20 protein-coding genes are annotated in these 23172 nt (G+C 64.4%); 8 read left to right on the top strand and 12 right to left on the bottom strand.

Annotation, left to right across the window (positions count from 1 at the left end; translation table 11 throughout):
* The 4 genes from FAZ69_RS30350 (at nucleotide 1) to FAZ69_RS30335 (ending at nucleotide 3697) form a co-directional block, all read left to right on the top strand.
* A complete protein-coding gene (locus FAZ69_RS30350) occupies nucleotides 1–567 on the top strand; it encodes a hypothetical protein (protein WP_136898792.1) in 567 nt (188 codons plus the stop codon).
* The gene (locus tag FAZ69_RS30345; protein ID WP_136898791.1) at nucleotides 564–845 is read left to right on the top strand and encodes a hypothetical protein; all 282 of its coding nucleotides are present in this window, start codon (nucleotides 564–566) and stop codon (nucleotides 843–845) included. The genes FAZ69_RS30350 and FAZ69_RS30345 overlap by 4 nt, the downstream gene beginning before the upstream one ends.
* A gap of 227 nt (nucleotides 846–1072) precedes the next feature.
* Nucleotides 1073–1444 (top strand): DUF2946 domain-containing protein, encoded by a 372-nt coding sequence (locus FAZ69_RS30340; RefSeq protein ID WP_136898790.1) that lies wholly within the window; start codon nucleotides 1073–1075, stop codon nucleotides 1442–1444.
* Nucleotides 1445–1531: 87 nt separating this feature from the next.
* Nucleotides 1532–3697, top strand: coding sequence for a TonB-dependent copper receptor (locus tag FAZ69_RS30335; protein WP_136898789.1), 2166 nt, complete (start codon nucleotides 1532–1534; stop codon nucleotides 3695–3697).
* A gap of 124 nt (nucleotides 3698–3821) precedes the next feature.
* Here the strand turns inward: FAZ69_RS30335 and FAZ69_RS30330 are convergent, their stop codons facing one another.
* Complete coding sequence (locus FAZ69_RS30330; protein ID WP_136898788.1) at nucleotides 3822–7316, bottom strand: hypothetical protein; 3495 nt, start codon at nucleotides 7314–7316, stop codon at nucleotides 3822–3824.
* Nucleotides 7317–7451: 135 nt separating this feature from the next.
* On the opposite strand from FAZ69_RS30330, the gene FAZ69_RS30325 reads away from it, so the two are divergent.
* Nucleotides 7452–8084 carry a helix-turn-helix transcriptional regulator gene (locus tag FAZ69_RS30325; protein ID WP_136898787.1) on the top strand — a complete coding sequence of 211 codons (633 nt, stop codon included), beginning with the start codon at nucleotides 7452–7454 and terminating at the stop codon, nucleotides 8082–8084.
* The gene (locus FAZ69_RS30320; RefSeq protein ID WP_136898786.1) at nucleotides 8074–9045 is read left to right on the top strand and encodes an ornithine cyclodeaminase family protein; all 972 of its coding nucleotides are present in this window, start codon (nucleotides 8074–8076) and stop codon (nucleotides 9043–9045) included. Before FAZ69_RS30325 ends, FAZ69_RS30320 begins: the two co-directional genes overlap by 11 nt.
* 36 nt (nucleotides 9046–9081) lie before the next feature.
* Here FAZ69_RS30320 and FAZ69_RS30315 read toward each other — a convergent pair whose 3' ends face one another.
* A complete protein-coding gene (locus FAZ69_RS30315; RefSeq protein ID WP_136898785.1) occupies nucleotides 9082–10212 on the bottom strand; it encodes a DSD1 family PLP-dependent enzyme in 1131 nt (376 codons plus the stop codon).
* Nucleotides 10213–10406: 194 nt separating this feature from the next.
* Here FAZ69_RS30315 and FAZ69_RS30310 point away from each other — a divergent pair, with 194 nt between their 5' ends.
* On the top strand, nucleotides 10407–11381 hold the full coding sequence (locus tag FAZ69_RS30310; protein ID WP_136898784.1) for a threo-3-hydroxy-L-aspartate ammonia-lyase: 975 nt from the start codon (nucleotides 10407–10409) through the stop codon (nucleotides 11379–11381).
* Nucleotides 11382–11421: 40 nt separating this feature from the next.
* Here the strand turns inward: FAZ69_RS30310 and FAZ69_RS30305 are convergent, their stop codons facing one another.
* The 9 genes from FAZ69_RS30305 to FAZ69_RS30265 form a co-directional block, all read right to left on the bottom strand.
* Nucleotides 11422–12039: a DUF2894 domain-containing protein gene (locus FAZ69_RS30305; RefSeq protein ID WP_240702534.1), complete on the bottom strand. Its 618-nt coding sequence runs from the start codon at nucleotides 12037–12039 to the stop codon at nucleotides 11422–11424.
* A complete protein-coding gene (locus FAZ69_RS30300) occupies nucleotides 12032–12679 on the bottom strand; it encodes an OmpA family protein (protein WP_136898782.1) in 648 nt (215 codons plus the stop codon). The genes FAZ69_RS30305 and FAZ69_RS30300 overlap by 8 nt, the downstream gene beginning before the upstream one ends.
* Complete coding sequence (locus FAZ69_RS30295; protein WP_136898781.1) at nucleotides 12676–14769, bottom strand: DUF802 domain-containing protein; 2094 nt, start codon at nucleotides 14767–14769, stop codon at nucleotides 12676–12678. Before FAZ69_RS30295 ends, FAZ69_RS30300 begins: the two co-directional genes overlap by 4 nt.
* Before the next feature lie 10 nt (nucleotides 14770–14779).
* Nucleotides 14780–15526, bottom strand: coding sequence for a DUF3348 domain-containing protein (locus FAZ69_RS30290; RefSeq protein ID WP_136898780.1), 747 nt, complete (start codon nucleotides 15524–15526; stop codon nucleotides 14780–14782).
* Nucleotides 15527–15699: 173 nt separating this feature from the next.
* Nucleotides 15700–16032 carry a DUF2322 family protein gene (locus FAZ69_RS30285; protein ID WP_136898779.1) on the bottom strand — a complete coding sequence of 111 codons (333 nt, stop codon included), beginning with the start codon at nucleotides 16030–16032 and terminating at the stop codon, nucleotides 15700–15702.
* A 125-nt stretch (nucleotides 16033–16157) separates the two neighbouring features.
* Nucleotides 16158–17210: an NHL repeat-containing protein gene (locus tag FAZ69_RS30280; RefSeq protein WP_240702532.1), complete on the bottom strand. Its 1053-nt coding sequence runs from the start codon at nucleotides 17208–17210 to the stop codon at nucleotides 16158–16160.
* Between the two features lie 532 nt (nucleotides 17211–17742).
* Nucleotides 17743–18918 carry a phosphate ABC transporter substrate-binding protein PstS gene (gene pstS, locus FAZ69_RS30275; protein WP_136898778.1) on the bottom strand — a complete coding sequence of 392 codons (1176 nt, stop codon included), beginning with the start codon at nucleotides 18916–18918 and terminating at the stop codon, nucleotides 17743–17745.
* Nucleotides 18919–19109: 191 nt separating this feature from the next.
* Nucleotides 19110–19775, bottom strand: a complete 666-nt coding sequence (locus tag FAZ69_RS30270) for a response regulator (RefSeq protein WP_136898777.1) — start codon at nucleotides 19773–19775, stop codon at nucleotides 19110–19112.
* Nucleotides 19756–21426 carry an MASE1 domain-containing protein gene (locus FAZ69_RS30265; protein WP_136898776.1) on the bottom strand — a complete coding sequence of 557 codons (1671 nt, stop codon included), beginning with the start codon at nucleotides 21424–21426 and terminating at the stop codon, nucleotides 19756–19758. The genes FAZ69_RS30270 and FAZ69_RS30265 overlap by 20 nt, the downstream gene beginning before the upstream one ends.
* Before the next feature lie 244 nt (nucleotides 21427–21670).
* Between FAZ69_RS30265 and FAZ69_RS30260 the strand changes: the two genes are divergently transcribed.
* On the top strand, nucleotides 21671–21937 hold the full coding sequence (locus tag FAZ69_RS30260) for a DUF4148 domain-containing protein (protein ID WP_136898775.1): 267 nt from the start codon (nucleotides 21671–21673) through the stop codon (nucleotides 21935–21937).
* A 30-nt stretch (nucleotides 21938–21967) separates the two neighbouring features.
* Here FAZ69_RS30260 and FAZ69_RS30255 read toward each other — a convergent pair whose 3' ends face one another.
* Nucleotides 21968–23110 carry an ABC transporter permease gene (locus FAZ69_RS30255; protein WP_240702531.1) on the bottom strand — a complete coding sequence of 381 codons (1143 nt, stop codon included), beginning with the start codon at nucleotides 23108–23110 and terminating at the stop codon, nucleotides 21968–21970.
* Nucleotides 23111–23172: the final 62 nt, after the last annotated feature.

Below are 23172 nucleotides of genomic sequence, written 5' to 3'. Positions count from 1 at the left end.
ATGCCAGAGGAAATTCACGTCTCCCCGGACGGGGTGAAATATCGCTTGATAGCAAGTCGAACGACGACGCCGACGACGGATTCCGAAGCAAAGGAGATTCGAACGGAGACGGATAGCGTCGAGGTGATCATCAGCGATTCGCGACTCATCAGCCGAGGGTCACAATTCGGACATGTAGCTATTATTGTCGACGGCATAGCGTACTCGCGAGCACACGACGGATACGATTCAAAAAAAGCATATGCTCAGTATGTTGCCGTCCAAGAAAGCTTTCGTGATTCCGTCGGTTACGTTCTTCGAGTATCCCCCGAGGAAAAGAAGAAGATCGAAGCCGAGCTGAAGCGCCGTGTGGCAGTAACCAACGGAGATCCAGCACGAAATGGATACAGCATTTTGGATAACAGTTGTTCGTCGAACGTGGCTGATGTGCTGAACTTAGTCGGAATCGTTGCCTATGACCCGCGCTGGTCCGCTTTTGGCATGGTCGGTCCCAAAGACATTGCTATTGGCCTTTCTCACTCCAAGCGAGTAAAAGAAAAGCGCTTTTATCCCAAAGAAGGCTCATGAAAAACCTTCTTTCATCAATCTCAGTGGCAATAGGAATTCTGATGGCAGCTTGCTCGAACAAAGCGCATGAGGTATGGGTTGCAACAAAGAGTACCCCTGTATATGCGTCCGAAAGCGATACAGAAGAAAAGGTTCTCTTCACGTTGGTGGCGGGCGACGCTTGCAGTCCACTGCGAAGTGTTGTCATGAAGGCATATCTGCATACTGAGATCCAGTGCAAGAAAGGGCGCGGATGGGTGGTCGACAAACAAAATTTCGATATCAAGCCAGTCGACTGATTGGGCGAGCAGAAAATACGTATAAAACGCAATGTATTTTTATCGGGAGGGAGAGCTTGTTAGCGGCTCCCCCGTTTTCGTATGCGGCGGATCGTCGCGAGCACCACGCCCCTCCGCGGCGCGATGCTGTTCAGCGGGTTTTCAATAGCCAAAACGGCTATTCATCGCATTAAGAAAAATGTAAGATTTGTCGCCTTCCAATACCAACGCCGCCCTTAAATCTCCGTATGTTCCGCCGATCCCGAAAATTGACCGCTTGGCTGGGCATTTTTGCGATCTGGCTCACCGTTCTTGCGCCGCTCGTGTCGCAGCTGGAGGCGAGGGCGTCGCGTTTCGATTCCCCGATATGCGGCGCCGATGCCGGCTCACACGCCCAGCACGGCAGCATGTCGATGCAGCACGCGCATCATGGCGCGCACCCCGACGCCTGTGGCTACTGCAACCTGTTCGCACATAGTCCCGCGCTCGGGACCGCTGTGCCTGCATTGCCCGGCATCCGGCACTTCGCTGAATCCGCCACTTCGCTTCCTTCCGCCGCCAAGCCGCGGCTCGCCCGCTATCCGAGCGCCTATCCGCGCGCTCCGCCCATCGACGCCTGAGCGCGTTTCTTCGTCAATCCGCTTTTGAAATTTGCTTATCCGGTCAATGTTCACATCGGCTGGAGGATGTTATTTGGGTTCCTGAATATGTCTTCGAATCGCTTTTCGCTCTCGTCCGCTTCGTTTTCCGCGCCGTCCCGCGGGCGTTGGTTCCGTCGGCGCATCATCACTCTTGCCGTGCTGTCGCTCGCGGCCGGCTCAGTCAATCTTGCCCGCGCACAAACGGTAGTTGCCTCCGCGCCGGCTGCGGCATCGACACCGTCGGCGCAGGAAACCTCGCTGCCGCCGATCGAAGTCCTCGCGGCCCCACCGATGAATCCGCTCACCGTCGTCACCGATCCGAAGACGCCGCGCCAGCCGCTGCCGGCGAGCGACGGCGCCGATTACCTGAAGACGATCCCCGGTTTCGCGACCGTTCGAAGCGGCGGCACGAACGGCGATCTGGTGCTGCGCGGGATGTTCGGCTCGCGGCTCGGCATCCTGACGAACGGCGCCGCGCTGCAAGGCGCCTGCCCGGGCCGCATGGACGCGCCGGCCTCCTACATCTCGCCCGAGAGCTATGACAAGGTCACTGTCATCAAAGGCCCGGAAACGGTGATCTACGGCCCGGGTGCATCCGCGGGCACGGTGGCGTTCGAGCGCGACACGCCGCGCTTCGACGCGCCCGGCATGCGCTTCGACGGCAGCCTGGTAGGCGGCTCGTACGGCCGCAACGACCAGAACGCCGATCTTGCGGCGGGCACGCAGGACATGTACGCGCGCATCATCGCGAACCACGCGCACTCGCAGGACTACAAGGACGGCGACGGCAACGCGGTGCCGTCGCAATGGGACAAGTGGAATGCCGACGCGGCGATCGGCATCACGCCCGACGCGAACACGCGTCTCGAGCTGACCGCCGGCACCGGCGACGGCTACGCGAAGTACGCCGGGCGTAGCATGGACGGCGTGCATTTCCGTCGCGAGACCTTCGGTTTGCGCTTCGACAAGAAGCACATCAACGACGTGATCCAGCGCATCGAGGCGCAGGTCTACTACAACGAAGCCGATCACGTGATGGACAACTACACGCTGCGCGCTCCGGACCCGTTGAGCAGCATGCCGATGCCGATGGCCTCCGAGGTGCGCCGCCGCACCGCGGGCGGACGCGTCGCGGCCACGCTGAACCTGGCGGACCCGCTGACGCTCGTGACCGGCGTCGACGTGCAGGCGAACAAGCTCGATTCGCGCTCGGCGATGGCGATGATGGGCGCGGCGTCGGTCGACTACGGCAGCCAGCCGTGGCGCGCCAACGCGACGATGTGGAACATCGGCGCATTCGGCGAGCTGACCTGGGACCTGAGCGAGACGAAGCGCGCGATCGCGGGCCTGCGCGTCGATCGCTCGTCCGCGCGCGACGATCGCCCGACCGTCAGCGGCATGATGGGGATGACGAAGCCCAACCCGACCTTCGGCGGCGAGCGCGTGAACTACCTGCCGAGCGGCTTCGCGCGCTACGAGCAGGACCTCGCCGGCACGCCCGCGATGTGGTACGCGGGGATCGGCCATTCCGAGCGCTTCCCCGACTATTGGGAGCTGTTTTCGCCGAAGCAGGGGCCGGCGGGATCGGTCAACGCGTTTTCTTCGATCCAGCCGGAGAAGACCACGCAGCTCGACGTCGGCGCGCAGTACAAGACCGAGAAGCTCGATGCGTGGGTCTCGGCCTACGCGGGCATGGTGCAGGACTTCATCCTGTTCGACTACACGCCGGGCATGATGGGCGCGACCTCGCGCGCGACGAACGTGAACGCGCGCATCGCGGGCAGCGAGGTGGGCGGCACATGGCGTCCGGCGAAAGCGTGGCGCTTCGAGACGTCGCTCGCCTACGCCTACGGACACAACGCGGATTCGGGCGGAGCGCTGCCGCAGATCCCGCCGCTCGAAGCGCGCTTCGCGCTCGGCTACGCGCATCGCGCGTGGTCCGCTGGCGCGCTGTGGCGCGTGGTGGCGCCGCAGCGCAGTGTTGCGCTCGGCGAAGGCAACGTCGTGGGCAAGGACTTCGGGCCGAGCGCCGGGTTCGGCGTGCTGTCGCTGCACGCGCAGTACGACTTCAGCAAGAAGGTGCAATTCACGATCGGCATCGACAACGTGCTCAACAAGTCCTACTACGAGCACTTGAACCTGGCCGGCAACGCGGGCTTCGGCTTTCCGGCGAACACGCCGGTGATGGAGCCGGGGCGCACCGCGTGGGCGCGGCTGCGGGTCAAGCTCTGACGCTGGTGGCATCGGCTGCATGGCGCGGCACCACGCTCTACAACCACGGGTACCGGCTGGAGCGCAGCCAGGACATGTGAGGGCAGGGCGCCGGCGCTGACGAAGCCGCAGGCGCCCCATCCGCTCAGCAGCAGGTGACGATCAACTGCCGGATCCTGTCCCTGGTCCCGCGCTCGAAGAACACCGTCAGCACGAGCCGCTCGCGGCATGCGCGCAGCACGACATCGGCGATGCCGGATTCGCACGTCGTGAAGCGATGCGTGCCGGAGCAGCTTTCGAGGATGAAGCCCTCGAAGTCCCCGAAGCAATCGAACAGCACTTCGCAGACCTTCCCGCGGCATTGCATGAGTTCCCCGCCGCACTCGCCTGGCCCACGGCTCGGGCACGGCACGAGCTTCCCGCCACACTCGCCTTGACCCAGCCCCGGGCCGGGCGCCGGCGCGCCGTCCGGCGACGCCGGAATCGCACCGGCCTTGCCGCCGAAGCCGTTGACGCGTCCTACGAGGTACGACACATAGCGCTGCAGGACCGGATGCCAGCGGCTCGTCGCCGCCGTGTTCAGCAAGCGCCACTTCATGATCGCCAGCGTGTTTTCCTCGGGCCAGAGCAGCGGCTCCTCCAGCGAGACCGGGATCGTCACCTGGAAGGTGCCGACGATGTAGCGCCAGTCCGTGACCGGCGGCTTGCGCTCGCTCTCCGTGCGCGCCGCCTGGGCGACGATGCCAGGCTTGCCGGCGAGAAGCGGCGCCTGCCGGCTGCGCACGCGGCGCACCACGATATTGAACTGCTGCCCGGCCTTTACGCCGATCGGCAGGTCGATCGTGAACAGGCCCGCGAAGCTCGCCCCGGCGCCGAACGGGATCGGCAGATACGTGACCGGATGCTCGACCGTGCATTGCACCGTGTGCTCGTCGGTGGCCGTCCAGGGAACATCCGCGTACTGCAGCATCGACAGCCGCACCACGTCGAGCGAGTCGACCTGCGGCCAATAGATGCTGGCGACGCTGCCCTTCGGCGTATTGCCCCAGTCGATCATCAGCTCGTCGGGATAGCCCGGCACGGTGGTCACCGCGTGACCGGTGCGCAGGCTCGGCTTGTTGTCGAAGGTTTGCGGAATGCGGTGCGTGGCCGGGCCGCCCGGATTGCCGGACCACGTCACCTGCAGGTTGCGTTGCGCGAGCTTGTCGGTGTTTTCCGGGCTCAGCGTGATGCCGCTCGAGTTGAGGAGCGGCGCGCCGTCGTAGGCGATCTGCGCGACGAGGCAATGATGCGTGCCCGGCAGCGAATCGGGCGGCAGGTCGCCGACGTTCAGGTAGCAGCCGAAATAGCGATAGGTCTCGTTGTTGCTCGTACTGTTGATCGTCGCCTCGTTGGCGCCCGAGCTGCCGCCCTGGCCCTGGTCGTAGTCGCCCGCGCCGCCGCTCGTGGCGAAGAACGGGAACGTGAGGCTGTCGGGCGGAGAGACCGTGGCGTTCACGCCTTTGAGCGGCTTGTCCGGCAGGTTCAGGGCATCGTAGGTGCTCAGGTAGGTGGTCTGCGGATCGTAGTCGGTATCGTTCGACTGCGTCGCGAACATCCGGAAGAACACCTTGACGTTGCTCGCCGTAGAGCCCGAGCCCCTCAACCGCACTCGCGCGATCGCGAAGTTATAGGCCGTGTGGGTCTGCATGTCGGGGCCCAGCACCTTGTTCGACACCGACGAATCCTCGATCAGGTCGTTCTGCTCGTTCAGCGTCTGGAACGGATCAGTGCCGCCTTGCTGCGTGTAGCCGTTCGACGGATCGTTCAGGTAGGACAGCAGATCGCCGACGTAGGCGAAGGGCGCGCCGGCGCCGCCGGGGAAGTTGATGAACGGCACCTGGTTCAGGTCCGGCACGACCTGGAAGACGCGCAGGTCCTGGCTCAGATAGAACGCGTTGGGCGGGTTGGTGCTCGCGTCGACGTTGGTGAAATACGGGTCCGCGCCGGCCGCGAGCTCGAACAGCGTCACCGCGCTGAACGTGTTCGATCCGAACGCGATGCTGGCCTCGAGCGGATAAATCGCCGGGGCCGAGCCGTGGGACGGAAACGCCCCGCCGGGTATCGACAGCACCGTGAACTTGAACAGGACGCGCTGCGGCGTGTTGGGGTTGCCGCTGTAGATGGCCGAGCCTTGCTGAAACTGGGCGCCCGTTGCCGCGAACGGTCCCGACAGGTGGATCTGCGGGTTGCCGACCACGCTGGGCGCGAATCCCTCGACCGCGAGATAGAACGCATCGGGGAAGTTCTTGCCGCTCGTTGCGGCGCTCTGGACCTCGTCGGCGCCGAAGGTGTTCTTCAGCGTCCAGAAGTGGAACGCCGGATTGCGCCGCGCGAGCCACGTGACGACGTTCACGTAGAACTGCCTGATCGGGTCGAGCGTGGCAGGCGAGAGGCCCTGGGTCGTGTTGGTCGGCGGTCCCGGCATGGTATCGGAATGCGGGTCGCCGATCAGGTTCTTGTCGAGATAGTGGTGGAACGTCGAGCCCGTCACGATGCGGCCGACGCCGGCGCCATAGCCGTCATAGACGCTGATCGTTCCGTGCACCTTTTCGTTGGTCGCCTTGAAGTTGGGCATCTCGCCCGGAGGCTGAGGGCCGTCGTAGGTCGCATGCCCGACGTCCTTGCCGTACGCGATGATCTCGGGCGTCGGCTGATAGCCGCCCGGATTCGGGAACTCCGGGTACGCATGCGCGTGGTTGTTCTTGTCCGTGAACGACAGCAGGTTCGGATTGCCCCCGGCATCGTTCGGGTTGAAGGGCGTGCCGTTGGCGAGGATCGTCGAGAAATCGGTCGCCTCGCCTTCGTGCATGTGATCCGGAAAATCGGCGATCGCGACGCCGGCCGCGCCGCGCAGCACGGCATGGATCGGATCGGGCGACGTGGTCAGCGGATTGCCGCCCGCATCCATCAGCGTTTGCGGGATCGGATCGGACTGGTCCCAGAAGAAATAGACCTGCTGCCCGCCGAACAGGGTGGCGTCGGGCTGCAGCGTGTCGAAGCGGTCGGTCATGCCCGGATAGTTCGGGTTCGACGGCGGCAGGTAGCCGGGCGAGGTCCCGTCGCCGCCGACGGACCAGTTCGGCATGAAGACCTGGTTCGTCGCGGGATCGGTGAACACGTGGTCCCACTCGAACCATTTGCGCATCGTCCGGATGCGCGGCAGCCCGCCGCACATGCATGCGCCGAGGCCGTCGTGATCGCCTACCGCGAAGACGCCGCCGCCCCCCGCCATGAAATCGGCGATGGCGATTTGCTCGTCGGGCGTGATGTTGGAATTCCACTGGGCGAATTGGCCGCCGTTGTATCCCTCGTCGGCGATCAGCCAGATGACGTCGTAGACCGAGAGGTCGGGGATGTCGGTGAAGACGAAATCGCCGGGGTAGGTCAGGTTCTGCGAAGTGTCGGGATCGGCGCCGGCGAACTTCGCGCCGCGCCGGTGCGCGGTGTCGACCTGAATCGACGGGACGTTGGCCGGATCGTTGAGCGCGTCGACCAGGGTGACCAGCGAGAAGCAGCTTGAGTCGTATTTCGAGGCCGTTTGCGGGCCGTAGTTGAAGAAATTGCCGTCGGTAACCATGAGCACTCTGATGTCGGCCATGTCGTTCCCCCAATGTCGCGAGCGGTGTCGTGCCGCATTGGTTAGACGAAATGGCGCGATGTGTTTTTAAGGGCGTGGGTGCGGCCTCGTCGAAGTATCTATACAATACGGTCAAACTTAGATAAACCGTCTAATATGGCCAGGAAGAAACCCAAGTCGGAGCAGGAGTCCCTGCTGGAGCAAGTCCAGTGCATCGCGCAAGGGCTTGGCGAGATGTTTGCGCCATTCACCGAGGTCGTGGTCCATGATCTGCGCACGCCCAAGCATTCGATCCTGGCGATCCACAACAACCTCTCGGGAAGGTCGGTTGGCGATCCGACGACTGAACTCGGCCTCGCGCGAATTGCCGACGACAACTTTCCCCAGCTCCTCGCGAACTACCCCAACCGGTTCGCCGACGGCCGCACGGCGAAGAGCACCTCGATCGGCATCAAGGACGCCACGGGGCGCTACGTCGCCGCGCTGTGCCTGAACGTCGACGTCACGCTGTTTCGCGGCATACAGGGCATGCTGAACCAGTTTTGCAGCGTGGAAGGCGCGCCGGTCAAGGAGACGCTGGACCCCGCCAACGCGGACGCGATTCGCGAGCGCATCGACACGTTCGCGATGAATCTCGCGACGACGCCGCACATGCTCAAGATCGAACAGCGCCGGGAGCTGATGCAGGAACTCAAGGAAGCGGGATATCTGGAGGTGCGCCGCTCGATGGAGATCATCGCCCAGCACCTCGGCGTTTCACGTGCGACGGTGTACAACGATGCGAAGTGATGCCCAACTGCTGCTGCTCGACAAGGACGTGGTCGAGAGCCTTCTCACTACCGGCGACGTGTTGACGGCCGTCGAGCGTGCGTTCGAGCTGCACCGGCTGGGTGAGGGGCGGGTGTTTCCGTTGATCCGCGAGTCTTTGAGGACCGGCGGCGTGTTCGGCATCAAGGCCGGCGATGTCCAGTCGGAATCGCTGCTGGGATTCAAGGCGGCGGGTTTCTGGCCGTCGAATCGGAGCCAAGGCAGCGAGCCTCATCAAGCGACAATCATGCTGATCGATCCGGCGACGGGCCGCCCGCTCTGCGTGATCGACGGCAACGCCATCACGACGATGCGCACGGGCGCGGCCGGCGGCCTGGGGCTGCGCGCGCTGGCCCGGCCCGGGAGCCGCCGTCTTTGCGTATTCGGCACGGGCGTCCAGGCGCGGATTCAGGTCATGTTTGCGCTCCACATGATTCCGGCGATCGCGTCCATCCGCTATCTCACCGCGGCGCGCGCCGCCGATGCGGGCTTCGAGTCCTGCTTCAGCGATCGATGCGAGATTTCCCACGCTACGGACGCGAACGAAGCGGTCTCTGCGAGCGACATCGTCATCACGGCGACACCGGGCGGCGGCGCGCTGTTCAGCGCGGACGCCGTCCAACCCGGCACGCATCTGAATTGCGTCGGCGCGGATACCAAGGGCAAGCGCGAATTGCCGGAGGGCATGCTCGAGCGCGTTCGGCTGTTCGTCGACGATCGCGTCCAGGCTCGCCAGATCGGCGAGGCGCAATGGACGCCGGATGTCGCCTGCGCGGAACTCGGCGACGTGCTGGCGGCGCCGGAGAAGGTGAGTCGCCGGCCCGAGGACATCACCGTGTTCGACATGACAGGCCTCGCCCTGCAGGACCTGACGGTGGCGCAGATGCTCTATGAACGGGCGGACAAGTCGAATCTGGGAACGCGTGTTCCCTGGCCTTGGTAATGGCTCATTCGGTTTCGCTGGACTACCAGCCGCGTATTACCAGCCATAGAATCGCGGCCACGTCTCGACCGAGCCATCCTCGTTCAGCGCGTGATACTCGGGATGCTGGGCACCCGTCGCGCAGGCGTGGTTCGGCAGGATGCGCAGACGCGTGCCGATGGGGAATCGCGCGGCGATGTCTCGATCCGTCGCTCCGGCGCGCGAGACGATCCCGTGCTCCTGGTTTGCGCTGCTCATGACGTAGTCGCCGAGCGGTTCGCCGTCTTCCGAGCAGACCAATCCGTATCCGAAATCGTGCGGCTGACGCTGCGTGCCGCGGTCGCGGCTCATCGCCATCCAGCCCGCATCGACGATCGCCCAGCCTTTCTCTTCCTGGTGACCGATTACGGTGGTCAGCACGCTCAGCGCGATGTCGGAGGTCTCGCAGACGCCGACGTTGTGCATCACCAGATCGAACATGACGTAGACTCCCGCGCGTACTTCGGTCACGCCTTCGAGTCGCTCGGCGGACAGGGCGGTCGGCGTCGACCCGATGCTGACCACCGGGCAGGGCAGTCCGGCCGCGCGAAGCCGCTCGGCGGCGCGCACGGTGCGCTCGCGCTCCTGCTCGGCGATTCGCACCAAGTCCGCGTGCGTGTTGTACTCGTAGCTCGACCCCGCGTGGGCCAATACGCCGCCGAGCGTCATCCCGCAGTCGGCCAGCGCGCGCCCGACCGCGATCAGCAGATCGTCTTCCGGAGGAATGCCCGAGCGGTGTCCGTCGACATCGACTTCGATCCACACTTCGAAGGTCTCCCCGTGTTCGCGGCCGAAGGCGGCGATCGCGTTCGCGCAGTAGAGGCTGTCGGCGACGATCTTCAAGCCGCATCCTCGCCGGCGGAGTGCGAGCGCCTGCTTCAACTTGCTTGGAACCATTCCTACCGCATACACGATGTCGGAGATGCCCATCGCGAAGAACTGCTCCGCCTCTTTCAGCGTGGAGACCGTGATGCCTTGCGCGCCGGCGGTGATCTGCGCACGCACGACCTGTCCGCATTTCGTGGTCTTGACGTGCGGACGGAACCGTACACCGAGCGCATCGAGCCGGCGCTGCATGCGCTCGATGTTGCGCGTCATGCGAGCGACGTCGATCAAGGCTGCGGGGGTGTCGAGGGATGCGAGGCTCATCGTGCGGTCCTGGAACGGCGATTGGGCCACTATAGGCGCAAGCGCGGCCGGGAGGGTAAAGGCCGCAGCAATCTTTCATTCACTCGAATTGAACGATGGCCGGTTACCGTTACCCGGTAGAATTGACGAAATGTCTTGATTTATACATACTGTCTTGAATGTGTCTCCGAATGACTTCCTTGGCCGAGCCTCCCATGAGCAACCTGTCTCTTCCCACCTTCGCCGACGTCGCTGCGGCCGCTGAAAGAATCAAGGGCTACGCCCACCGCACTCCCGTCATGACGTCGCGCACGATCAATGAAGAGCTTGGCGCGGAGGTGTTCTTCAAGTGCGAGAACCTTCAGCGCATGGGCGCTTTCAAGTTCCGCGGCGCGTTCAATGCGTTGTCGCGGTTCAGCGAGGCGCAACGCAAGGCAGGCGTGGTGGCGTTCTCGTCCGGCAACCATGCGCAGGCCATCGCCTTGTCGGCGAAGTTGCTCGGCATGCCGGCGACGATCGTGATGCCTCACGATGCGCCGGCGGCGAAAGTGGCTGCAACGAAGGGATACGGCGGCAATGTCGTGATCTACGACCGCTACAAGGAAGACCGAGAGCAGATCGGGCGCGATCTTGCGGAGAAGCATGGGCTCACGTTGATCCCGCCGTACGATCACGCCGACGTGATTGCGGGGCAGGGCACCGCGGCGCTCGAGCTGTTCGAGGAAACCGGGCCGCTCGATGCATTCTTCGTGCCGCTGGGCGGCGGGGGCCTGCTGTCCGGTTCGGCGCTGGCGACGCGCGAGCTGTCGCCGAATACGCGGCTCTACGGCGTCGAGCCGGAAGCGGGCAACGACGGGCAGCAGTCATTCCGGTCGGGGGCGATCGTGCATATCGAGACTCCCAAGACGATCGCGGACGGCGCTCAGACTCAGCACCTCGGCAACATCACGTTCCCGCTCATCCAGCGTAACGTCGACGACATTCTGACGGCCAGCGATGCGCAACTGGTCGACTGCATGCGCTTCTTCGCTGCGCGCATGAAGATCGTCGCGGAGCCCACGGGCTGCCTCGGCTTCGCGGCGGCGAGGCAGATGAGGGATCAGCTCAAGGGCAAGCGTATCGGCGTGCTGATCAGCGGCGGCAATGTCGATCTGGAGAAATTCTGCACGCTGGTTTCGCAGCCGGCGTGAGTTGCCGTACGGCGAGCGGGGATGCCCGGCGGCCGAGGCGCTACCGCGATTTGCTTCGGCCGCTCTTCTTGGCGCTGGCGGCGCGCGGCGCCTCTTTGCTCGCTGCCGCCTCGCCGCCGTTCATCTGCTCCAGCCACGCCAGCGCATCGGCATACGACAGAAACTGCTGGAGATACCCCGGCGACAACTCGCGCATCAGCGAAAGCGACCGATGCACGAGGCTGCTCGAATTGAGCGGACCAGCATTTCTCGGCACCTGGTCGAACGATTGCCGCAACTGCTTGGCGGCGCTGAACTTGGACCAGGTTTTCCGGAAATAGTCGAGCAACTCCAGTTCGGGGTATGACGAACTTCGCGGCGCGGCGCCGTCAATGTGATCGACCAGTCCTGCAAGCGCTCCGCGTGCAAGCTGTTCACGCGACGATGCCCCGTTGCTCGCATCACGAGCCGAGGACGCAGCGCGCGCCAGATCGCCGGCATAGACCTCGATCAGCTTGGACAACTTGTCGTCCAAGACCCGCCTCGCCTCGCCGATGTGGCTCACTGCTCGCCGCTCGAGCGCTTCGATGAAACGAAAGCGGACGGGGTCGAAGCGATCGTCGCCGCGCTCGCGCCATGCGTCGAGCGTTTGGCGCACGTGTGCGCCGCCGCTACTCACGAGGCTTTGCCGCAGTAGTGGAAGACCTCGGCACGGGCGCGATTTCCACGCGCCGGTTCTTGGCCCGTCCCGCATCGTCGGCATTCGAACTGACCGGTTGCTCCGAGCCGAACGCCGCCGCAAACACCGACGAGGCAGGGATGCCGTCGCCGATGAACGCACGCGTCACCGTCAATGCGCGCTGTGCCGACAGCTCCCAGTTGTCGGCGAAACGCCGGTTGCCCGCGTGCACCTGCTGGTCGTCGGCAAAGCCGCTCACCATCAGGATCTCGTCGTGGGCCGCGAGGTAGGCGGACAGCGGTCCGGCCAGGCTCTTCAAGATCTCTTTGCCTTCGGGCTGCAATTGATCGGAGTTCAGCGCGAACAGCACGTTGCCGCTGATGCCGATGCGTCCATTGACGAGCGTCACGCGCCCGGCCGCGAGCGGTCCCGCCAACGCCTGCTCCAGCGTTTTGCGGCGCTGCGTCTCCATCTGCCGCTGCTTGATCTCGGCATCGAGCTTGGAAGTCAGCTCGAGCTGCATGCCGATGATGCCGACCAGGATCAGCACGAAGGCTCCCAGCAGGATCGACATCAAGTCGCCGAAGGCGGCCCATACGGGGACCGTGGGCTCGACGCCGCCGTCGATGTCGTCGCTCATTGCGCTTCCGCTCCGGCGGCCGTGCGTTGCGCCACGCGATGCAATTCTTCGACGATCTGCTTTTGCGACATCGTGCTCAGGTCGATCACTTCCCTGGCCTGTGCGACGTAGTAGGCAAGCTGCTCGTCGCTGCGCGCGAGCGACTTGTCGAGCGCGGTTTCGATCCGCTGCAGGTGGGCAACGAGCTTGTCGTTCGACTCGCCGAACAGCTGGACGGCCGCGCCGAATGCTTCGCCGAGGCTCGCCACTTCGACGGCGCTGCCGGTGACCTGTGCCGCGATGGCGCCAAGATTCTGCGTTTCGGCCTCGACCTTGTCGGTGAACCGCGTGCCGACGCGATCGAGCAGGTCCGCCGAGGTGGCGACGAGCGCGTCGATGGCCGAGCGCTGCTCGGTGGACGCATGGTTCACGGCGCCAAGCAGGGTCTCGATCGTTTCCAGCAGGCGGCTGCGCTCCGCGAGGATCGCGGTGTCGCGCGCCATGCTGTCGGAGAGCTTCTGGCGCAGTTCCGCGATCACGTCGGCTGCGGCCTTCGGCGCTTCCGAGGCGGCTTCCACGAGCCGCGAGATCTCGGCGATCGTGTCGCCGGCGTGCGCTTGCGTCTGCGCGGAGATATCGCGCGCGGTGCGTTCCAGCGTGTCGCAGATCTCTTGCTGGCGGCTCGCGCTCTGCGCGCTCGTCTCAGCCCACTCGTGGCGCAGCGTTGCGCTCATTGACGCGATCGATTCGTTCCAGGCCGCCAGACGGTGCTCGTCGCGCGACGCCAATTCCGTCTGCAAGTCCGCATGCGACTGCTCCATCGTGCGCAAGAGCGATGCCGAATGCTGCTCGAAGGCCGCCGCGGCCGTCGCGAGCGCGTGCTGGTTGTCGGCGGCCAGTTTCTCGCCGGCGCGCTCCTGTTTCGACAACGCCTCGCGCCACGCTTCCGACACGCTGCCTGCCGTCGTTTCCAGCCGTGCGGAGACGCCGTCCAGCAGGCTGGCCGAACGTTGCTCGAAGGTGGCGGTGAATCGATCGAGCGAGGCATGCAGATGTTGGGCAAGGGCCTCGCTCGATTGCTGGTGCCCGGCCAGCGCCTGCTTCCAGATCTCCGCTACGTTCGTGGCCGCGGTCTCGAAGCCCGTCGACAGCCCGCTCAACTGCTGCTCGACCGCGTGCGTGACGGTGTCATGCAGCGCGGCCGTCTCGCGCGCGAGACCCGCCATCGTGGCCTCCATGGCCGGCTGCAGCGCCGCTCCGGCGGCGCGCGCGCTTTGCTCGGCGCTTTCCTTCAACGACTGGCCCATCGCGGAGGCGAGGCGCAGGTAGGCGGCCTCCGTCTTCTCGATGAACGCTTGCTGGCTGGCGATGTGCCGTTCGTTCAACGCCAGGCTTTGCCGTTCGATGGCGGTCGTCATCGTCTGCAGCCGGTCGACCAGCGCGGGCATCGCCTCGGCCTGCCGCTGCAGGAGCTTGAAGGTTTCCTCGCGCTGATGGGCGTGCGAGTGAGTCCGCAAGGCCGTGGCGATCTTCGCATCGAGCGCCTGCGCCGCCTGGAGCCGTTCGCGCCGGCACAGCGCGGAAAGCAGCCCGAGCATGGCGGAGGTCGCCACGCCCGCAATCGAGGTGCCGAACGCGAATCCCAGACCTCTGAGCGGCGCGGCGAGCGAGGCGCGAATGGCTTCCAGGTCCGACGCGCTTTGCAGCGCCGCGCCGGTGCCGCGCAGCGTGCCGACCATGCCCAGCAGCGTGCCGAGCATCCCCAGCAGCACCAGCAAGCCGACCAGATACGGCGTCAGCGCGGGGCCGGGCAGGGCCGCGCGCTCGCCCTCGATGCGCAGGAGCACCGGGCTGCGCAGGCTGGGATGCAATTGATCGAGCCAGACGCCGAGCTTCGCGGGCGGCGCGGAGAGTTCCGCGACGGCGCGCGCCAAGGTGGACGTAGCCTGCTGGTAGCGCCGCAGTTCGAGCGCGCCAGCAACGTAGCAAGCGCCGATCAGCAGCGTGACGGCCAGCGCCAGCGGGTTCGTGACGAGGTAGCCTGCGCCGATCCAGCACACCGCGGCGAGACCTGCCAGAAAAACAACGAGATGAAAGCGAAATCCGGACATAGCGTCTTGGTTAACTGCGAAGGGCCGCGAGCAACCCTTCGACTGGTTGAAACCGAACCTCGAGTTCGGCGAGCAACACGCTCTGCATATCCTTGCGGAACACGTTCAGCCACGCGCCGGGTTTGACCGCGGCGGTGTCTCCCGACGATTCGGCGTCGGCCAGCGTCTGCTGTTCGGTCTCGCGCAAACGCTCGAAGTACGCTGCGAGCAGCGCCGGCACCGAGGCCAGCAGACTCCGTTCGCGCGGGCCCAGTGCGCGCTCCATGGTGGCGTCGACCACGGCGAGCTTGGCCATGGCGGGCGACTTGGCGGCCAGCATGCCGCGCAGGCGGCCGCGCAGATTGCCGATCTCCATCTCCATCGCCTGCTGCATCGAGAGATAGCGCTGGCGAAAGTCCGCGTAATCCACCGTGGCGACCGTGGCATCCATTGCCGAATCCTGCGACGTTCGCACCAGAACGCTGCGCTTCGCGGCGTCGCGCGCGTTCCCGCCGACGATGGATTTCGTCAAGGCGCTGCGTGCATGGAGGCACAGGCTTTCCGCTTCGCCGACGTCGGCGCGGGCGCGCGACGCAACGGCGGGCGGGTTGCCGTTCAACGCCGAGGACAGCGCGATGGCGTCGGTCCAGCCGAGCCATTGGCTCAAGCGGTCCGAGAGCGATTGCGCGGGTTCGGGGACGTCGGCGTCAGCGAGGCGGGCGAGCAAGCGAACGAGCGTCGGGCCGCTGAAGGCTGTGCGCTGAGGAGCTTGCAACATTCCACAAGAATCGAAAAAGGCAGCAGTTTACACGCTGTTGGGGTGAATGCTTTTTGAAAGGATTTGCGTGCGCAAAGCGGTGCGCCGATATCTCCATCGATATCGACGCACACACGCGGAATTCGAAGCGTGACGTCAAGCGATCCGCGTCGTCCCGCGCAGCCGGAGGACGCTCAGGCTGCCGCGGCGACGTCGATGCGCAACGCCTCCGCACCGGCCGCGATCGCGAGCAGGCGATCGACGTTCGGATGCGCGCCCGGACGGTTGCGCGCATCGGCCGTATGTTCGGCGAACACGGCGAGGCCGTGCTCGGCAGCCTTGGCGTCGAGCGTGCCGAATGCCTGGCGGAGATAGTGGTACACGGCGAGCGAGCCCTGCTTGCCCGGCTTGTTCTCGATGCTTGCCACCACCGCGCCCTGGCCGTCGACCAGATCGATGCGCTCGATGCCGTCGATGGCGGGCAGTTGGGCGAGGTTGTCCTTGAATACGTTGCTCGGTTGAATCACTGGAAACACTCCGTTCGTGCAGGAATTGGCCTGGAGGGGGCGTATTTTATCCGACCGGGATGCGCGTAAACGGACGCTGTCGACCAGAGTAAGTGCTTCAGCACCTACTCTGGTCCCATGCAAAGCTAATTTCCGCCCGACGGCAGTCGCCACACCGTCACGCTGTTTGTGTTGTCGTCGACGGCGGCAAAGCGCACGAATCTATCCACCGGCTGCGAGAACGCGAGGCCGAATGCGCCACCCGTGCCCGGATCGATGGACAACTGCGCGACGAAGCGTCCTTGCGGCGTGAACTCGACGATCTCGCTCGGATGCGTCGGGTCGGTGTTCACGGCGTCTCCATTGGACGTGAACAGATCGCCATTGGGGCCGAGGGCCAGCGCGAGCGGGCCGCGCAGGTGGGCGTTATCCGCGTAGATCACCACGCCTTTGCCGCCGTCGTGCCGCGAGGTCCCCGCGCCGAACACGGCGAAGATCTCGTTGTCTCCCGTCGACGCGACATACAGCACGTCGCGTTGCGGATCGTAGACGAGCCCGGTCGGGCCAACCACCAGCGCGTTCGGATCGGTGCGTGTCAGATAGCCCGACGCGACTTGCGTGGCGCGCACGAGATGCACGCCGTTCCCGTCGATGAACACGTCGAGCCGCACGACGGTTCCGCTGAGCACGTTCGATACGAAGATCTTCGCGACGCTGCCGCGATCGAAAATCGTCAGGTCCCACGGTCCGTCGATCTTCGCCATCGCGGGCGTCCATTGCGCGACGACGTTGCCCGTGCGATCGAGCACCAGCAGCGTGCCGGGCATGACCGTCGCGGAGGTGCCGTCGGTGGTCGGCGTGCTGCCGACCACCACGAAGCCGGCCCTGAGCACGCCGAGCGCAGTGGTCAGGCCAAGTCCGGAACCTTGAAAGAACGTGACCGGTTTGTTGTCCCGAGTGATCTTGACGATCGTGGTTCCGGTGCCTTGCTGGTTGCTCGAGTTGTTGAAGTTCGAGATGAGCAGGTCGCCCGCGTCGATCGTGCCGAAGCTCGGGAACCCCTCTGGCACGAAGGCGACGCCGTATGGATTTTCGTCGCCGTTGGCGGGCACCGTGGTCGACGTGAAGAATTGCGGCGGCAGCAGCGGATCGGCGTCGGCGATTGCAGGGATACCCGCCGCCGCAAAGGCGAGGCCCATGCCGCAAACGGTTGTCAGCAGCCGTTGTTTCCACGTGTGCCGTCGGCAGCGGATACTGCGTTGGCCCGATGGCCCTGCTATCGATGAGTTCATGATGCGCTCTCCGCGAACGCCACGGGGCCGGCGTGCATGTCGCCGCTGCACGCATGGCGGGCCGGCCGCCGCAGGCAACACTCGCCCATGCCCATTCGGCGGGCAATCATGCCGCTGTCTTGCGACCCGGATGCGATCGATCGCGCAGCGTCGGCAGCGGCTGGGGCGAACTCTAGGTGAATGCGGGCGCGTTGCCTCTCGGTCAGCTGCAAGCGCCTGTTTGAAGCACGCGAAACAGGATCGGCCCGCTTGGCCAGTGACGACGGCAGCGGGCGACGCGTACGCAGTAAACGACCGGCGGGCGCGAATATTCCGTTGGGAGGGGGCTGGTCGAGCGTGCGGGGATAGAAGCGCAATGCAATGCCCGGCATGACGGCCATGAACAGCGCGATGGTCGGCTTTGGCGGGATGCGGCCACAGTGCACCGTGCTAAGCGCTCTCAAAAACCAGGCGGCAACGATTTGGTTTCGCGGACCATGCTTGTCCGGTTCTTCGGCGAGCCGACGGCGGCAACTTCGCTGACCTGTCCATTGGACAGCTTCCGGGCCCAATACGCTTCTATGTCGTCGACCAAATTCAGCGGCGGGGTGCCGTAATTTTCAGCGGCTGCCTCTCCTCGGCCCTCAATGAGGGCCCACCGGAAGAGCGCTAGCGCGGCGGCCGCTGCAGCCTTGTCGTTGGAGCCGGCTTTCATCAGGATGAAAATGACACCAGGAATCGGCCAGGCTTGGCCGCCCGGCGGATTGGTGACGATTTGGTAGAAATCGTCCTCTCGGCCCCAAGCCACTGTTTCCACCGCGGCCTCGAAACTGGCGGCCGATGGCTCGACAAACGCGCCACTTTTATTCTGAACGATCGCATAGGCCAGGTGCGCCGGTGCGGCGTAGGCCAGTTCAACATAGCCGATCGCACCGCTGATCCGCTTTACATACGTAGCGACGAGCTGGCTGCTCGTGGCGTTGACCCCCACCGGCCATTTGACCGTCAGGCCGCTGCCCACCTGCTCGCTCCATTGCGCGCTCACCGCGCACAGGTAGTTCGTCCAATTGAAGGTTGACCCGGAGCGATCACCGCGATGCACCACGACGATTTTCAGATCGGGGAGCGCGAGACCGGGATTGACCGCTTTGATGGCCGCGTCGTTCCATTCGGTGATCTTGCCCAAGTAGATGTCCGCCAGCAGCGCACCCGTCAGGTGAAGCTGTCCTGCGGCAATGCCATCGAGGTTGACCACCGGCACGAGGCCGCCCGCCGCCACCGGAAATTGGACGAGTCCAAATTCGCGCAATTCGTCTGGTTTCAGCGGCATGTCCGAGGCACCAAAATTCACCTTGGCTGCCTTCAGTTGATCGATGCCGTTCCCGGAGCCGACGGGATGAAAACTCACCTGCTGGCCGGATCTGTCGTAGTAGGAGGCAGCCCACTTCTGCACCAGGGGATCGAAGAAGGTCGAGCCCGCGCCCGTGATCCCTCCTGCCGCCTGCGCTGCCAGCGTATGACTCGCGACGAGGCACGCAACCGCGATGCAGCGACACACCGGCCATAGATTCCGGGCCGTTCCAGCAATGGGCGCGGAGGTCAGAGCGAGTGCGAGTCGCTGCAATTTGGTATTCATGGCGGCGATCCCCTTGGGGCTTTTGGGTTGCGCCTGCTCACCCCGCCCAAGGATTGCGGCACGCCGGCAGGTACGACTGCACTGTATGCCCCGACCGCAGGCGCATGAATCAGGCAGGCTTCCTAAAAAAAGCTAAGGGACTGCCTTAAAAAGGCCTCGGGGATTGCCTTATTCAGTGGGTGGGTTCCATCCTATTGGCTCTCGATCCACTGAATTGCGAAGCGCATCAGCTCCTTGCCGCTACGGACATTCAGCTTTTCTTTGATGTTGGCCTGATGCGCCTCGATGGTCTTCACGCTCCGATTCAGTTTCTCGGCGATTTCGCGCGTGCTGAAGCCTAGTCCGATCAGATGCAGGACCTCGAATTCCCGTTCCGAAAGGCTCGCAATTGGGCCTTCCGGCCTCTTTTGGGGAAGCGTAAGGGCCCGCGCCAGTTTTTCATGCATCGTGGCGCTTAAATAAATATTGCCTGCCAGCACCTCGCGGATAGCGCTCACGACGTGCTCTGTGGCCTCGAGTTTCATCAGATACCCATTTGCCCCGGACCGTAGTGCGCGTTCGGCAAACAGGCTTTCGTCGTGCATGCTGAGGACGAGGATCGCCAAATTTGGATATCGGTGGCGGAGGGTCTTGACAAGATCCAGGCCGGAGTCCGATGGCAGAGTGATGTCCACGATGGCCATATCGGGCCGGCAGGCCATCGCCGCGAGCGCTTCTTCGGCGCTGCCGGCCGCACAGCAGACGTGCAGATCCCCTTGCAGATTCAGCAAGTGCGTCATCCCCTCCCGGATGATGGGGTGGTCATCCACGATCAGGATTTGAGTCGCACGGCCCGAGCTAGACGATTTCCCGTGCATGTCCCGGACCCTCCGGTAGCGGATAGCAGATGGCGACCATGGTGCCGCCGAAAGCGTTGCGGGTCACGGTGCAGGAGCCGCCCAGAAGGCTTGCCCGGTGACGCAGGCTGTGAAGTCCCAGTCCCGAGGCACGCTCCATTTCTTCCTGGGCGACGCCCGCTCCGTCGTCGCTGATTGAAAGCGTCTGCATGCCATCTGCCCGCTCCAAGTCGATCCAAATGCGGTGGCCGTTGCTATATTTCAGCGCGTTGTTGACTGCTTCCTGGGCCGCACGGTAGAGGTTGATCTGCACCAGCGGATCCAGCAAGTCCACATCTGGCGCGATCCGCAGCATGCAATCCACGCCATTGAGCGTGCGGGCCGTCTCCGCCAACCCATGCAGCGCGGCCGCAAGACCACCATATTCCATGGCGACCGGGTCCAACCCATGGGCAATCCTGCGGGTCATCAAGGACGCCTGCTTCACCAATCCGACGATGGTAGCGGCATCGGCGGCGGCTGGGTGGCCCAGCGTCTGCAGTTTCTGATTCAAGGCGGCGCAGTACAGACCCAGGCTGGTCAGGTGTTGCCCAAGTCCGTCATGCAACTCCCGGCCGATGAGTCTCTGCTGCTGATCGCCGATCTGGATCAGTTCTCTTTCCAACAGACGGCGTTGCGCCATCTCCTCCTTGAGTTCGTTGTTTGTCTTCTCCAGGTCTTCGGTTCGCTTTTGGACACGCCGTTCCAATTCGATGTGGGATGCCTGCAGCAGGCGATGGACGCGCTGCTCCTGAGCACGTGCCGCCACCAGCAGCAGTCCGGTTACTGCCACGACGTTCGCGAAGGTGCACCACCTCACGAGGCTATCCACTGGAGATTCGGCGGCGAAGGGACCCGTGCCGTGGGTGGTACCCCAGATGGCCACGCTCGAGACCATCAAGGTCGCGAGGCTGGCGCCCAAGTGATCGAAGCGCAGAGCCGCCCAGATGATGAACGGAACGATCGCCAAGGCTGCAGGATAGTAGCCGTGCCCGGCAAGCTGCGGCGCGTCGAAGATGAGGTAGCTCACCCAGAAGGTCGCGACGGCCAGTCCGCACGCCTCTATGGTCCGCTCCGCGGAGCGGACCGGGTTCGAATACGTGAGGAAGCTGAACAGGGGCGGGGCCACGACCAGGACCCCCATCATGTCGCCGAGCCACCATTTCAGAAGGGCTGAGTCGTACTCGGTGACCCGCACCAGGCCCCCTCCAAGCAGGGCGGTCGCGCCAATCAGCGCGCTCACTGCCGTGCTCGCTACTGCAGCCAGACCGATGAAGGCCAGCACGTCCTTGATGCGGTCGAGGGTGATCTGGAATCGGACCGCACGGTTCAACAATATTGCCGCCCCCAAGGCTGCAACCATGGCGCCGGTGCCGATCACCGCGGCCACGGGTATGGGCACGCCCTCTGACACGTTGGCCAGGAAGGAACCAATGGCAATTCCAGGGGCAACTGCGAAGCCCAGAGCGAACAGGGCAACCAGGGCGATGCCGCTGGAAGGCCACACCAGGGAGACCGCGCCGCCCACTACCGCATAGGCGAGTCCTACCCTTGCACCCGCGTAATACGCCAATGCAACCATCCCGGTGTACAGGAAGAGGCTGAACCTGGAACTACCTCGAATGGTGACCATTGTTCGCCTCAAATACGCCACTATGAAGCCGCGCCGGATTTTTTCTATGCGCTATCGCACGTACCAAGAATCACCCCGCTCAATAAGGCAATCCCCTAGTCTCTTTTAGAAAAATGCCTTATTCAAACGCTCGCGGTCAGGGCATAGAGTGCGGGTGTGCGGCGATCGTTGAACGGCTTGGCCCAACCGCCCCAACACATCGGGCAGCGACGGCCATTTCTACGCACCCACGCTGGAGATTACGATGAAGACTCTGATTCTGATTCCCGTCGCAACACTGTCTCTGTGTGCGACGCAGGTATATGCGGGCGATGACACGGGTACATCCGGGACGCCTCCCGATAGCGGCGCCGCGATTGCGGCTCAGTCTGTTGGCGGCTCGCTTGGCGGCACGAGTGGCAGCGGCGCCCCGGTCGGCAAGACGCGTGCCGAGGTCTATCAAGAGTTGCAGCGCGCCCAGAAAGACGGCACGCTGGATCGGTTGAACGCGCTCTACGGAGGCGGAAACTGACTATCCTTCCGGGGGCGGCGGGCGCGAGCGCTAATCGAGCGTGCGCCGATAGAAGCGCAACGCAATGCCCAGCATGACGGCCATGAACAGCGCGACGGGCCACACGGACGGCCACAGATCGGTCCATCCGTTGCCCTTGAGCAGAATCCCGCGCACGAGCCGGTTGAAATAGGTGAGCGGCAGCACGTCGCCGAGGTACTGCGCCCACTTCGGCATGCCGGCGAACGGGAACATGAAGCCCGAGAGCAGGATGCTCGGCAGGAAGTAGAACACGGTGAGCTGCATCCCCTGCAGCTGGTTCTGCGCGAGCGACGAGATCGTGATGCCGACGGTCAGGTTCGCCGCAATGAAAAGCAGCGCCGACAGGTAGATCGCGAGCAGGCTGCCGACCATCGGCACGCCGAACACGAAGCGTGCGGCGGCGAGAATGATCGTTACTTGAAGCAAGCCGATGAACACGTACGGCACGATCTTGCCCGTCGTGACCTCGATCGGCAGCACGGGCGTGGCCAGCAGGTTCTCCATCGTGCCGCGCTCGCGTTCACGCGTGATCGCGAGGCCCGTCATCATCACCATCGTCATCGTGAGGATCACGCCCATCAGGCCGGGCACGACGCTGTACTGCGTGATGTTCTCCGGGTTGTAGAGGCGGTGGACCTCGACGTCGAACGCGGCGGGGCCGCCGTTCAGGTGCGCGAGCGGGCCGATGAGATCCTTGTCGACGACGGGCTGCACGAGCCCCGGCAGCGCGCCGAGCGCGGAGCTGGTGGCGATCGGGTCGGTGGCGTCGGCTTCGACGAGCAGAGAAGGCCGCTCGCCGCGCAGCAGCCTGCGCGAGAAATCGGCAGGCACGGATAGCACGAACTGCACGTCGCCGCGCGCGAGCGCGTGGCGGCCCGCTTCTTCATTCGGCAGGGTCTCGACGATATCGAAGTAGTCCGAGTTGCGCATCGCCGCGACGAAGCTGCGCGAGAACGGGCTTTGATCGGCGATGATGACGGCGGTCGGCAGGTGCTTCGGATCGGTGTTGATCGCGAAGCCGAACAGCGTGAGCTGGATGATCGGCACGCCGACGATCATCGCGAACGTGACGCGGTCGCGGCGCAATTGCAGGAACTCCTTGAGCACGATGCTCCACCAGCGCGAGAACGAGAACCGGGCGCGCGTGCTCACGACGCCTCCCGCCGGGCTGCCCCAAGGGAGGCGTCCGCCCCCTTGGGGGGAGCTTTGCATGG

The organism is Trinickia terrae (assembly GCF_005144415.1).
Taxonomy (GTDB): domain Bacteria; phylum Pseudomonadota; class Gammaproteobacteria; order Burkholderiales; family Burkholderiaceae; genus Trinickia_A; species Trinickia_A terrae.
The sequence above is the reverse complement of the archived record's forward strand: the minus strand, read 5'-3'. Positions and strand labels throughout refer to the sequence as shown.